This is a genomic window from Erwinia sp. SLM-02, from assembly GCF_037450285.1.
Lineage (GTDB): Bacteria > Pseudomonadota > Gammaproteobacteria > Enterobacterales > Enterobacteriaceae > Erwinia.
This window is the reverse complement of sequence record NZ_JAQISN010000001.1, coordinates 923823-936560: the sequence shown is the minus strand read 5'-3', so window position 1 is coordinate 936560 and position 12738 is coordinate 923823. Positions and strand designations below refer to the sequence as shown.

The following is a 12738-nucleotide window of genomic DNA, read 5'->3' as shown; positions in this document are numbered from 1 at the left end:
ACGCAGCGCGTGGCGCGAGGACCGGCCGGGCGCCGCACAGGCTGGCTCCCGAACACCTAAGCCTCAAATGCCCCATGCCCCATGCCCCATGCCCCATGCCCCATGCCCCATGCCCATCATTTTTCAGGTTAATTACTGGAAGCCAACAGGCAATTATTAACTGTAATTAATACTTGAAAGCATTAATCGAAAAGATAATACTTCTCATTGATATTATTACAACTCTTTACATTTACCTGTCGCTAACAATACAGACAGGTAAACCGCACTCAACGCGGTGGCATTTTTTCAACCCTAATAAGAGATATTAACAATGAGTATGGCTTTCAACCTGAAGCGTTCTGCGCTGCTCTGTTCACTCGCACTTATCGCGCCCGGGATCGTCGTTGCCGCAGAAAACACCATCACGGTCACCGCCGCACCGGAAGAGTCCGCCACTTCGCCAACCGCTGGCTATACGGTCAAAAGCAGTAAAGGCGCGACCAAAACCGATGAGCCGCTGATTACCACCGCACAGTCCGTTTCGGTTGTTACCCGCCAGCAGATGGAAGACCAGGGTGCCATGAGCATCAACCAGGCGCTGAACTATACCGCCGGTGCCTTTACCAACTTCGGCGGGGCCGCGACCCGCTATGACACCGTTTCGCTACGCGGCTTCCACGGCGGCGATGTCGATAATATCTTCCTCGACGGCCTGCGCCTGATGAGCGATCCGGGCAGCTTTAACGTGCTGCAGGTGGATCCGTGGTTCCTGGAGCGTATCGACGTAATTAAAGGCCCATCCTCCGCGCTGTACGGTCAAACCGTGCCGGGCGGTCTGGTGATGGAAACCTCCAAACGTCCGCAGTTTACGGAAGAAGGCCATTTCCGTACCTACGTGGGAAATAACAGCACCTCCGGCGTGGCCGTTGATTATACCAACGCGATTAACGACCAGCTGGCCTTCCGCCTGACCGGCCTGACGCGCAACAGCGACACTCAGTACGACCACACGCGTGAAGAAAAATACGCCCTCTCCCCTTCCCTGCTGTGGCAGCCGGATGAGTACACGTCGCTGTTGGTGAAAGCCTACCTGCAGAAGGATCCGTCCGGCGGCTACCACGGTTCCGTTCCGGGCGAAGGCAGTATTTATGAGCACAACGGCAAGAAGCTGAGCACCGGCTTCTACGACGGTGATTCCGACCTCGATCGCTTTAAGCGCCATGAGCAGATTTACAGCTACGAATTCGCCCACCGTTTTAACGATACCTGGGCCGTTCGTTCTACCGCCAGCTACAGCCATTCCAATGTGGATCTCGATCAGATCTATCAGATTGGCTGGGTTTCCGCCGACAGCGATATCATGAACCGCTACTATTCCGGCTCGCGTTCTTCGCTGGATGCTTTCGCCATCGATAACCAGCTGGAAGCCGATTTTGCCACCGGCGACGTTGAGCATAAAGTGGTGCTCGGCGTGGAGTATCATCAGTATAAAAACGACCTGCATGACGCCAGCGGATCCGGTTCACAGCTGAATACGGCAACCGGCCAGACCATCGGCGTGCGTCCTGACTACAACTTTATTCACTCCGAGCGCCAGTACTACCAGACCGGGATGTATCTGCAGGATGAGATGAAGTGGGATCGCGTGCATTTCGACGTTTCCGGCCGTTATGACCGCATCGTATCGAAAATCAATAATATCGACCTTGGTAACGATAATCGTCGTCAGGACGACCACATCAGCGGTCGTGCCGCGCTGCTGTACGCCTTCGACAACGGTGTTTCACCTTACGTCAGCTACAGCCAGGCCATCACACCGCAGTCGCTGACCGGTGCCGACGGCAACCTGCTGCAGCCAACCACCGCCGAGCAGTATGAGGCCGGGGTGAAATTCCAGCCGGTGGGCACATCCGATCTCTATTCCGTGGCGGTTTACGATCTGACGCAGAAAAACGTCGGCAGCCGTAACGTACAGGGCGGATATTACGATCCGGCCGGTAAGGTCAACTCGCGCGGTCTGGAGCTGGAAGCACGCAATCAGCTGACGCCGCGCCTGAGTACTATCGCCAACTACACGCTGAGCCGCGTTCGTTATAAAGAGGCGATTGATGCCTCGACCGGTGAGTCTATCAACGGCCACACGCCTTATGTTTCCCCTAATGCGACCGCGTCTGCCTGGGCTAACTACAAGTTTGACTATGGTCTGAGCGCCGGTGCGGGCGTGCGTTATATCGGTAAGCAGTGGGCGGATAATGCCAATACCGTTCGCCTGCCGTCGGTGACGCTGTTTGATGCGTCGGTGCGTGCGGATCTGGGCGCGTGGAACAGCAGCCTGAAGGGTGCATTTGTGCAGGTGAATGCCAATAATCTGACCGGGCGCGATTATGTTGCGGCCTGCTACGGTTATGGTTACTGCTACTGGGGCGCGGAGCGTTCTGTGGTGGCGACCGTGGGGTATGATTTCTGATTTACAGCTTGAGCCAGCGCGGTCCGATGCGCTGGCTCAGATCGTTGCGCTGGCGGGATGATTTGCGGGCTGCACGGGTAATTTGCCGTCTGTATGTCCGGTGGTGGCGCTGACTGGCGGTTTTCCCTTATGGGACTGTCCTCGCGCCGCTTCGCGGTGCCCTCACTTCGTTCCTCAGTCTTTCGGACCAGTGCAGACGGGGCCTCCTGCCCCGGCTGCACTTTTCGTCCGCGTCCCTGCGGCCGAATCCGGCCTTCCTCTCTACGCTCAGCGCTGCGGATGCCCAACCGGGAAAACCGCCAGTCTGCTTCATAACTTTTGTATGGTCTTCAGAATAATGTTCGTGCCGTATAAAATTTCAATTCTGCTCTTACTTCATGAAAATTCATATTATCGCTAAGGCTTCGAAGCACATTGCATGAAGGGAGCCAGCCTGTGCGGCGGACGGGTAATCCGCAGCGCCGAGGTGAACGCAGCGGGCCAGGAGACGCCAGCAGGGACGCTGGCGTCAGGCGGGCTGGCTACCTGTCACCTGTCCATGCGGCCGAATCCGGCCTTCCTCTCTCCGTTCAGCGCTGCGGATGCCCAACCGGGAAAACCGCCAGTCCGCTTCGTTACTCCAATATTGTCTTCAGGGAAATTTATATTGCCGCTAAGGCTGCGAAGCACATTGCATGAAGGGAGCCAGCCTGTGCGGCGGACGGGCATTCCGCAGCGCCAAGGTGAAAGCAGCGGGTCAGGAGACGTCAGCAGGACACTGGCGTCAGGCGGGGTCGATACAGGAATGGCCTTATCTGGCTGCGGTGCACATAGCCGAAAGGGAGTCAGCCTGTGCGGCGGACGGGTAATCCGCAGCGCCGAGGTGAACGCAGCGGGCCAGGAGACGCCAGCAGGGACGCTGGCGTCAGGCGGGGTCGGACCAGGGATGGTCCGTCTCCGCCGGTCCGACCGGCCAGATGCGGCAACCGAGGGCACCACGCAACGCGTGGCGCGAGGACCGGCCGGCCGCCGCACAGGCTGGCTCCCTGTCACCGCTGTCACCGCTGTCACCAATCCACCAATCCACCAATCCACCAATCCAGGCATCCTTGCCGCCAACAAAAAAGCCACCCTCTTAACAGAGAGTGGCTCCACAATTCTCAACGAAACCAGCCCGCAGGCTCTATTCGTATCAGCTACGTACCTTACGGTAAATCCACAGCACCACAATGGCACCGATCACCGCCACGACAAAGCTGCCGAAATTAAACCCGTCGACCCGACCAAAACCGAAGAAGGTACTGATCCAGCCGCCGACTACCGCACCGACAACCCCCAGTATCACGGTAATGATAAAACCACCACCGTCCTTACCTGGCATAATCCACTTGGCGATAATACCGGCGATCAATCCAAAAATGATCCATGACAGAATACCCATTTACTCCCCCTTAATGATTACCGTTATCAAACTGGCACGATTAAAACTGCACTAAGTATAGGAGAGGATTCTAAGTCTGTGATTTAAGGACGAACTTTTTTTGAAAATTTTTTAGCATTTATCAAAACCGGTTATGATTTCAGATCGTCCGGTAGGCGGTTGTCACCTTCCACAAATAGCGCGGAGCCTGTGCCGCCGGGTGATTGTTCTGTACGTGCTGATAAAACTCTTCCGGGCTCAGGGCATTTATCATGGCAATTGCCCGGCTACGATCCCGCGAAAAAGTCCGCAGTAGCGCCCCCGCTCCGTTGGCATAAGACACGATAGTGGCATAGCGCAGCGTTTCCGGATTACGGATACCCGCTAGCTGCTGCCGCTGCAGGATGCGCAGATAAGCCGTGCCGATATCAATATTTTTTACCGGATCGCGCAGTTCGCTTTTGCTCGGCTGCCCGTGGCGGCCCTGCGCGCGATAGACTTCGCGCCCCGCGGTAGAGGCTTTAATCTGCATCAGGCCCACGGCGTTAGATTTGCTGACAACGGTTGGATTCCCACCGGATTCCACAGCAATAATCGCATCCACCAGCTTCTGATCGACCCCGTAGCTACGGGCTGCGTTTTCAGTGAAAAGGGACCAGGCCTGTGCCACTTTCTGAGGCGGTGCTGAAGTCAGCGGCGTATCCGGCTGACGGGCAATCTTCTTTGCAGGTTCACTGGCACAGCCTGCCAGCAGTAGTGCAGCAATCATTGCCGCTGTTTTCACGCATTTATGCACGCTTATTTATCCTCTGAGCCTGGCGTCGCGCTTATCATACGACGTGCCGGTTAGCAGAAAATCGCCGTAATTCTTAATTTGCTGGCTGCGGCTGATGACATCACTACGGCTTTTCGTCATCATCGAAAGAATTCGACAGCGAGTGTACAAAAATAATTCACTTCGAGGCGTATAAAATTTCACCAACCTGCGGCAGGGCACACTTTTTATAGCCGCACGGGATGAAAAAAGTATTGATATACGTCGGTAAAATCACTATCCGGATGAGATAAGTACGTATTATGGCCATGTCTCCACGCAATATTCATCTGATCGCCCCTTCTGGCTTTTGCCACAACCCGGAGGCCGCACAGCGCGGTATCGAGCGCCTGCGTGCGGACGGGCATCGGGTGACAAATACCGATATTATCGCCAGGCGCGAACAGCGTTTTGCCGGTAGCGATGCGCAACGGCTGGGCGATATTAACGATCTCGCCCGGCTGGAGACGCTGCCGGACATCGTGCTGGCCGTGCGCGGGGGCTATGGTGCCAGTCGCCTGTTGCCCGATCTTGACTATAAGAGCCTGGCTGAACGGCTACGCGATCGGCCTGTTGCCCTGTGCGGGCACAGTGACTTCACCGCTATTCAGCTGGCCCTGCTGGCTAAGGCCGGAATCATCACCTTCAGCGGGCCGATGCTGGCGGGGAATTTCGGTGCGGAAACGCTCTCTGATTTCACCGTCGACAATTTCTGGCTGGCGCTAACCTCACCGCAGTTTACACTCCGCTGGCAAACGACCCCGCAACGGCTTGATGCCTCGGGGACGCTCTGGGGTGGCAACCTGGCGATGATTGCCTCGCTGATCGGCACGCCGTGGCTGCCGGATATCCGGGATGGGATTCTGGTGATCGAGGATGTTAATGAACACCCTTTCCGTATTGAACGTATGCTGCTTCAACTGCTGGAAAGCGGGGTTCTGGCCCGGCAGAAGGCCATTGTGGCAGGAAGCTTTACCGGCAATACGCTTTCCGATTACGACAACGGTTACGATTTAACCAGCGTCTGGGCGTTGATTACGCAGCGCAGCGGGGTGCCGGTAGTGAGCGGGCTGGATTTCGGCCATGACCGCAACACCGTAACGCTACCGCTGGGGGCGCAGGCCAGGCTTAGCGTTAACGGCAGCGAGGCGGCGCTGGCGATCTCCGGCCATACCGCAATCGGATTGTCACCGGTGAGTCAGTGATTTGATGAAAACGCGTTCGCCGCGCGGCGTATTTGCCGGAACCCAGCCCATACGCGGGACGCGCGGGCAGACGGTCTATCAAATAGTATTTGAACCCACTCCTGTATACCTGTATTTTTATACAGATAAATATTAAGGGAGTGAAAGTAAGATGTTTGTTGAACTGATTTATGACAAGCGCAACGTGGCGGGGCTGGCTAACGCAGAGCAGCTGATCCTGGAAGAGCTGGAAAAACGCGTTCAGCGGGTGTTTCCCGATGCGCAGGTTAAAGTGAAACCCATGCAGGCTAACGGCGTAAAAAGCGATGCCAGTAAAACCGATAAATCCACGCTGCTGCGCATTATCGAAGAAATGTTTGATGAAGCAGACCAGTGGCTGATTGCTGAAGAGTTTTGATACAGAAATGGGTGATTCGACATTTTTTTTGATTTCGCTCGCAAATAATGCGTTTTTGCCTGGCAATAACTGAGAATACTCCTATCATTAAAATTAATCGATTTCCCTGGTGTTGGCCCGCATTAAAGCTCTTAGCGGGCTTTTTTTTTGCGTAAATATAAGTAAATATTAACTGTTATAACATACACCGCCTTATCCCCGCTGAAATAAACCTTATGCTTTTTCCCCCTTTTCAATCATGCCCCACAGCCTGAAACCGTCGCGTGAAGGCGCCAGCGGCGGTCCACCGACGCCCTCGCGTGAGTGCACCGTAAAATTGTGATTCCGATCAATGCGCAACGCCCGCGTTAGGTGCAGCATAATCACGCCTGGCGCGTCAGCCAGAGGAAGAAAACCAACACAAGGACACTCATGAACGCCGTAATGTTTTGCGCCCTGCTGCTGATTGGGGGGCCATTGATGGGATTTTTGGTTATTGTGGGTGCCTGCCTGCCGGGACTGCTGGCGGAGGTTTTCCACCGACCACGGCGTCAGTAGGCCAACGGCCGCTATCCACCCGATAAGCGAGGGCAAGGCTACCGGGTGAACCGCTCTACGCCTGTGCTTCAGTGGACGCGTTTATCCGCTCGATCACCAACAGGCTGACCATCAGATCAAGATGCGCCCCACCCGCGTTTTTATACAGCGTAATATCCTGCTTCTGCCGGCTGAACGTCGTGCTCTGACAAAGTTCGTAGAGATCGGCTTCAATATGCCGTTCAGTGATGGCCCCCTGCTGCAGCGGGATGCAGATATCGCCCGACATCGCGGCGTTGGTACGATCGTCAACGAACAGGCGCGCTTTCGCCACGGCGGCAACGTCCGCCTCCTGCATGTCCGGGCGATATCCGCCCAGCAAATCGATATGCGTGCCGGGTTTAACATACTCCCCCAGAATCAAAGGCGAAGCCGAGCTGGTGGCGGCGGTGATAATATCGGCTCCTGCCACGGCAGCATTTAAATCCTGCACTATTTCCGCCTCAATTCCTTTCGCCTTTAACGCTGCCCGCGTCGGGATCAGTTTATCCGCCGTGCGATTCCACAGCAGAACGGTACGAATGGCTGGCCGGATATGCAGATAGGCATCGACCAGCGCCGTCGCCACCGGCCCGGCTCCCAGTACCAGCAGCGTGGCGCTGTCTTCACGGCTCAGTATGCGGGCGGCAGCAACCGAATCCGCCGCCGTTTTCCAGCGGGTGATCGCCGGGCCATCCAGCACCGCAGAGAGGGCTTTGGTCTCTTCATTAATCACCACAAAGGCGGCATCCTCTACCGCGCGCGGTGGCCGGGCCTGTGCGTTAGCCGGACAGATTGAGGCAATTTTTAACCCGGCACCGCGCCCGGGAAGAATAACGGCGCGGCTCAGTAAACCGTATGCGGCATCACCGAGGAAAAAACCGTCCCCGCTATGGCGGGCACCCAGATGAGCCGAATGGATGGCGTTTATTGCGCCCTCCCATTCCAGCGACGAGTGAATCATCTCAGCAGAAATAAAATGCATAACGCAGCTCCTGAACGTAATCAGCATGAAATCAATGAGTAAGGGGGTAGTGACGACTTAATAATGTGCATACCGTAGGGATGCAGATCAACCGCGGCAATTTATGGCCCATCACAAAGATAGAAAGGCTTTACGTACTGATAGAAAATTCAGGCAGGGAAATGTTTTTATATTGTTAATAATCAGTTAGCTGTAATTAATTTGTCGCTGATACCGTTTTTTTTATTAATTAAGAGAAGGATCACATTCACCATCCATCAGCGTCGGTGTTACTTCGCGACCGGCAGGTCCTGATAGCGGGTGGTATAACCCGGTGACAGCATTTCCCGCTTCATCGCCCAGGGCTTCCGGATCCCCTGCCCGGCAAACCACAGCCTGCCCCGGCCGTCCTGATTCACACCGTCGATCACCTGCATCAGGGCTTCGCTGTTCAGCTGCGGTTTGAAATCGTCAAACAGATTAAGCTGCGAGACGCCGTGGCTGAAAAAGTCGCCGAGCATTATCCCGGCCTTCATATATCGATGCCCGTCCCGCCAGATGCGATCGAGCGCATTCATCGCGGCGCGGATAATATCGCGGGTATCGTTCGACGGCGTCAGCAGCATACTCATCGCCTGATTGCCGTAAAACGGCTCATCGACCGCATGCGGGCTGGTGCGAATAAACACCGCAATCTGCCGACAGTACTGCTTTTCTTCCCGCAGCTTTTCCGCCGCGCGCACCGCGTAGTTACACACCGCCTCACGCATATCGGCATAGTCGACGATCCGCGTGGAAAACGATCGCGAACAGAGGATCTGCTGCTTGTCCGGTGCCTGTTCCTCCAGCGCCAGGCACGGCTCACCGCGCAGTTCACGCACCGTGCGTTCCAGCACCACGTTGAAGTGCTTACGGATAATCCACGTGCTCTGCTCTGACAGATCTTTTGCGGTGATAATCCCCATCGCATTCAGCTTCTTGCTAATGCGCCGACCGACGCCCCACACCTCCTCTACCGGGATCAGCGCCATCAGTTTGCGCTGGCGATCCACGTTCGACAAATCCACCACGCCGCCGGTTCGCGTCCACGTTTTTGCCGCGTAGTTAGCCAGCTTCGCCAGCGTTTTGGTCTGGGCAATCCCCACGCCAACGGTCAGGTGCGTGTCACGCTTCACCCGTTCGCGGATCTCGCGCCCGAACTCTTCCAGCACCCGACAGTTGCGCACGCCGGTCAGATCGATAAACGCTTCATCAATGGAATAAATCTCCACCGCGGGGGCGATCTCCTCCAGCGTGGTCATGACCCGGGTACTCATATCGGCGTAAAGCGCATAGTTTGAGCTGAACACGTTCACCCGATGCTGCCGCAGATGATCTTTGATTTTAAAATAGGGTTCGCCCATTTTTACGCCGACCGCTTTTGCCTCCGCCGAGCGGGCAATCACGCAGCCGTCGTTGTTGCTCAGTACGCAGACGGGCTTGCCCTTCAGATCCGGCCTGAACACCGTTTCGCACGAGGCGTAGAACGAATTCACATCCACCAGGGCAAACATCAGTTGCCCAGCGTTTTAATGACGTGCTTCACCACGCCGAAAATTTCGAACTGGTCGGCATCAGGAATGGGAATAATCGAATGGCAGGGATTCATTGGCCGGAGATGCAGATAAGGCCGCAGCATCAGCTGCTTGACGGTAAACTCACCGTCCAGGGCCGCCACCACGATCGCCCCGTGCCCGGCTTTCAGCGAGCTGTCCACCACCAGCATGTCGCCCTCGCCGATGCCGCCTTCAATCATTGAATCACCGCTGACCTTGATAAAATAGGTTGAGCTGGGATGGCTCACCAGCAGGTCATTGAGGTCGATGCGCTGTTCAACATAGTCCTGGGCGGGCGACGGAAAGCCGCAGGGCACCCGGCTGATAAACAACGGCAGGTTCAGAATGGCGCGAATTTCTGCGGGCTGATAAAACTTCATGGTTACGATCTCAAACGATTACTGTATATAAATACAGTAATATTGTTTTACCGGTTTGATCAAGGCAAGAAACCGACGCTTTTTGTAAAGCAGTTGGTAGAAAAGGGAATTTATTTTGCCTCGGTGCCGGGCAGGTTCCCCGGTTTCACTCTCCGCCGTCGAGGCCGCTCACGGACTGACCGATCGTTTTCCACGCTTTTCAGATACGGTTATCGTACCGGGCGACGTTTTAAACGCTTTTCACTGGCCGGTCTGAAAGAGACAAGAGGCGGTTATCGCCCGGAGTCCCCCCTTCCGGGGAGAGTCGGTTCCGATCGTTAAATGTGACCTTGCTGGCAATTAAGATAAAAGAACCGGCTGCATAAGCCCTTCGTACACCCGGCAATTGACTTTCTGGTGCGCGCTCATTTATTTTTTCCGGATAAATGGCCCGCCCCCGTTCCCTCTGGAGCTTGTGATGAAAATAGATCGAATACTGAATAACAATGTTGTTATCACCGTTGATGATAATTTACAGGAAATGGTGGTCATGGGTAAGGGAATCGGCTTTAACAAAAAAGCCGGGGAAAAGATTAATCTCACCAACATCGAAAAAACGTTTTCACTGGATAACCCCTACAGCGACCACTTCAGATCCTTACTGGATCAGGTTTCGAAAGAGTGCATTCTGGCAACGGAGGCTATTATTTCTCTGGCTCGCGGTCGGCTGCCGGGAAAACTACACGACAGCTTATTAATTTCGCTGGTTGATCACTTACACTATGCACTACAGCGGTTTTCAGAAAACATCAGTATTCAAAATGCGTTACTGTGGGAAATAAAAAAAGTTTATCCACACGAGTACGATGTCGGGAAAGATGCCCTTCAGATTATTTATCAGCATACCGGCATACTATTACCCGAAGATGAAGCTGGTTTTATCGCCCTGCACCTGGTCAATGCTCAGCTCAATGATAATATGCAGAACACCATGAAAATCACTCGTTTCATACAGGACATATTAAGCCTGGTGGCCTATCACTTCGATCTTACCTATCAGGAAAAGGCATTAAGCTACCAGCGTTTTGTCACCCATCTTAAATTTTTCGCCCAGCGCATCCTCGATAAAAAGCATCTGGATATTGGCGACCCCGACCTGGCTAATTTGGTGAAGGGGAAATATAAAGACGCCTATGCGTGTGCCGTTAAAATAAGTCAATACAGTGAGTTACATCACGATCACGCCTTAACAATGGATGAACTGATGTTTCTGGCGATCCACATTGAGCAGGTAAAAATAGCGATTTTTAGCGAGGGGAAATAGCGAATCTTTTTGTGAGACACTTCACACAGTGTCATAACATTAAGAAAAACACTTGTCGGGACGGGAGTTTAATATTATAAATTTTTCCATAACAGGATTGTTATCTTCTCGCCGAAACGGCGCGCTGAGCAAAACCTAACTACACCTCCCGAATCAGGTCAACGGGAAGGAAAGTTAGGTTTTTTTTTGCCTAAAATTTCCTTCTCAGGAAAGTCTGACAAGAGGTAAGTTATGGGATATGCCCATTTATGTGCTGAGATCGTATCCGGAGTTGGTGGCCGGGATAATATCGTCAGCGTTATTCATTGCGCCACACGCCTGCGCTTCAAGCTTAAAGACAGCAGCCTGTCTCAGGCGGAAAAATTAAAACAGGTGGCAGGAATCATTACCGTCGTTGAAAGCGGCGGGCAGTTCCAGGTGGTTATCGGCAGCCACGTGGGTGAGGTATACAATCAGCTGGCTGAATATATTCCGGATAATAACCCAGAGGAAAGTGGCGATAAAAATTCCTCATCACCTTCATCTCCACGGGGTTTTAAGGCCATTTTAAACATCACCGTTGATATTATATCCAGCATCTTCGCCCCGCTGCTGGCAATATTGGTGGCTGCGGGATTATTAAAAGGTTCGTTGATCATTGCCACGCTATTCCACTGGCTGAATAAAGATGACGGAACTTACCTTATTCTCTTTGCTGCCAGCGATGCGGTATTTTTCTTCATGCCCGTACTGCTGGGATATACCGCCGGGAAAAAATTCGGAGGTAATCCACTGGTCACGCTGGTATTAGGTGCCGCCATGGTTCACCCCTCCCTGATTGAACTGTTTCACACCACCCAGGCCGATCCGGCCCGCCATTATTCGTTCCTGACGATCCCGGTCACCTTCATCAATTACAGTTCCACGGTGATCCCGGTGATACTCGCGGCCTGGTTCAGCTGCTGGCTGGAAAAACGATTCAACCGCTGGCTGCCGGCATCAATCAGAACCTTCGTGACGCCCTACCTGTGCCTGGTCATCACCTTACCGGCCACCTTCCTGGTCATCGGCCCTCTGGCTACCCAGCTCAGTTCCGCCATCGGCATCGGGTATAACTGGGTCTGGCACCTCAATCCGACCTTCGCGGGTGCCGTCTTCGGCGCGCTGTGGCAGGTGTGCGTGATCTTCGGTCTGCACTGGGGGCTGGCACCGTTGATGATCAACAATCTGATGACCACCGGCGTGGATACCGTCTCCGTGCTGGTTCAGGCGGCGGTCTGGGCACAGGCAGGCGCAACGCTGGGCGTGTGGCTGCGCACCCGTGACACGGCGTTAAAACGTATTGCCGGGCCGTCATTCGTTTCCAGTATTTTTGGCATCACCGAGCCCGCCATCTATGGCGTTAACCTGCCGCTGAAGCGACCGTTTGTGCTGGGCTGCATGGGCGGGGCGCTCGGGGGCGCAATCATCGGTTATTACCACGGCACGGCCTACGCCTTCGGCGGACTGGGGATTTTCGCCTTCCCGTCCTTTATCTCTCCAGCGGGCATCGACGCCGGATTTTGGGGAATTGTGACCGGCTCTGCCGTCGCTTTCCTGTTCGCCTTTATCAGCAGCTGGGCGATCGGTATACCGCGATCGGTCCCTGACAGTCACGCGGAGCTGAATACGGCTTCACCACGCTAAGTTTCTTTTCAC

Annotated in this window: 10 protein-coding genes; 5 read left to right on the top strand and 5 right to left on the bottom strand. The window is 54.4% G+C overall.

Annotated elements, in window-relative coordinates:
* Window positions 1–313 precede the first annotated feature (313 nt).
* Window positions 314–2449, top strand: coding sequence for a TonB-dependent siderophore receptor (locus PGH32_RS04450; RefSeq protein WP_314419535.1), 2136 nt, complete (start codon window positions 314–316; stop codon window positions 2447–2449).
* A 1171-nt stretch (window positions 2450–3620) separates the two neighbouring features.
* On the opposite strand, the gene PGH32_RS04445 is transcribed toward PGH32_RS04450, so the two are convergent.
* The gene (locus PGH32_RS04445) at window positions 3621–3869 is read right to left on the bottom strand and encodes a GlsB/YeaQ/YmgE family stress response membrane protein (RefSeq protein ID WP_123332837.1); all 249 of its coding nucleotides are present in this window, start codon (window positions 3867–3869) and stop codon (window positions 3621–3623) included.
* A 139-nt stretch (window positions 3870–4008) separates the two neighbouring features.
* Entirely contained in the window at window positions 4009–4617 is a 609-nt protein-coding gene (emtA, locus tag PGH32_RS04440) for a membrane-bound lytic murein transglycosylase EmtA (RefSeq protein WP_337893283.1), read from the bottom strand.
* Window positions 4618–4925: 308 nt separating this feature from the next.
* Here emtA and ldcA point away from each other — a divergent pair, with 308 nt between their 5' ends.
* Together ldcA and PGH32_RS04430 are read left to right on the top strand one after the other, a co-directional pair.
* The gene (gene ldcA, locus PGH32_RS04435) at window positions 4926–5867 is read left to right on the top strand and encodes a muramoyltetrapeptide carboxypeptidase (RefSeq protein ID WP_337893282.1); all 942 of its coding nucleotides are present in this window, start codon (window positions 4926–4928) and stop codon (window positions 5865–5867) included.
* A 151-nt stretch (window positions 5868–6018) separates the two neighbouring features.
* Window positions 6019–6264 (top strand): DinI-like family protein, encoded by a 246-nt coding sequence (locus PGH32_RS04430; RefSeq protein WP_314419540.1) that lies wholly within the window; start codon window positions 6019–6021, stop codon window positions 6262–6264.
* 592 nt (window positions 6265–6856) lie between these two features.
* Here the strand turns inward: PGH32_RS04430 and PGH32_RS04425 are convergent.
* The 3 genes from PGH32_RS04425 to umuD all read right to left on the bottom strand — a co-directional run bounded on the left by PGH32_RS04425 (window position 6857) and on the right by umuD (window position 9758).
* Window positions 6857–7804 carry an ornithine cyclodeaminase family protein gene (locus PGH32_RS04425; protein ID WP_337893281.1) on the bottom strand — a complete coding sequence of 316 codons (948 nt, stop codon included), beginning with the start codon at window positions 7802–7804 and terminating at the stop codon, window positions 6857–6859.
* A 269-nt stretch (window positions 7805–8073) separates the two neighbouring features.
* The gene (gene umuC, locus PGH32_RS04420) at window positions 8074–9336 is read right to left on the bottom strand and encodes a translesion error-prone DNA polymerase V subunit UmuC (RefSeq protein WP_314419542.1); all 1263 of its coding nucleotides are present in this window, start codon (window positions 9334–9336) and stop codon (window positions 8074–8076) included.
* Window positions 9336–9758 (bottom strand): translesion error-prone DNA polymerase V autoproteolytic subunit, encoded by a 423-nt coding sequence (gene umuD / locus PGH32_RS04415; RefSeq protein ID WP_314419544.1) that lies wholly within the window; start codon window positions 9756–9758, stop codon window positions 9336–9338. Before umuD ends, umuC begins: the two co-directional genes overlap by 1 nt.
* A gap of 457 nt (window positions 9759–10215) precedes the next feature.
* Between umuD and licT the strand changes: the two genes are divergently transcribed.
* Together licT and PGH32_RS04405 are read left to right on the top strand one after the other, a co-directional pair.
* Window positions 10216–11061 (top strand): BglG family transcription antiterminator LicT, encoded by an 846-nt coding sequence (gene licT / locus PGH32_RS04410; RefSeq protein WP_314419545.1) that lies wholly within the window; start codon window positions 10216–10218, stop codon window positions 11059–11061.
* Window positions 11062–11292: 231 nt separating this feature from the next.
* Window positions 11293–12726 carry a PTS transporter subunit EIIC gene (locus tag PGH32_RS04405; RefSeq protein ID WP_337893280.1) on the top strand — a complete coding sequence of 478 codons (1434 nt, stop codon included), beginning with the start codon at window positions 11293–11295 and terminating at the stop codon, window positions 12724–12726.
* Window positions 12727–12738: the final 12 nt, after the last annotated feature.

What these genes read in the sequence shown, in the direction of transcription:
- PGH32_RS04445 (WP_123332837.1), bottom strand. Translation starts at nt 3,869, where the DNA reads ATGGGTATTCTGTCATGGATCATTTTTGGATTGATCGCCGGTATTATC.
- licT (WP_314419545.1), top strand. Translation starts at nt 10,216, where the DNA reads ATGAAAATAGATCGAATACTGAATAACAATGTTGTTATCACCGTTGAT.
- PGH32_RS04405 (WP_337893280.1), top strand. Translation starts at nt 11,293, where the DNA reads ATGGGATATGCCCATTTATGTGCTGAGATCGTATCCGGAGTTGGTGGC.
- PGH32_RS04450 (WP_314419535.1), top strand. Translation starts at nt 314, where the DNA reads ATGAGTATGGCTTTCAACCTGAAGCGTTCTGCGCTGCTCTGTTCACTC.
- ldcA (WP_337893282.1), top strand. Translation starts at nt 4,926, where the DNA reads ATGGCCATGTCTCCACGCAATATTCATCTGATCGCCCCTTCTGGCTTT.
- umuC (WP_314419542.1), bottom strand. Translation starts at nt 9,336, where the DNA reads ATGTTTGCCCTGGTGGATGTGAATTCGTTCTACGCCTCGTGCGAAACG.
- emtA (WP_337893283.1), bottom strand. Translation starts at nt 4,617, where the DNA reads ATGATTGCTGCACTACTGCTGGCAGGCTGTGCCAGTGAACCTGCAAAG.
- PGH32_RS04425 (WP_337893281.1), bottom strand. Translation starts at nt 7,804, where the DNA reads ATGCATTTTATTTCTGCTGAGATGATTCACTCGTCGCTGGAATGGGAG.
- umuD (WP_314419544.1), bottom strand. Translation starts at nt 9,758, where the DNA reads ATGAAGTTTTATCAGCCCGCAGAAATTCGCGCCATTCTGAACCTGCCG.
- PGH32_RS04430 (WP_314419540.1), top strand. Translation starts at nt 6,019, where the DNA reads ATGTTTGTTGAACTGATTTATGACAAGCGCAACGTGGCGGGGCTGGCT.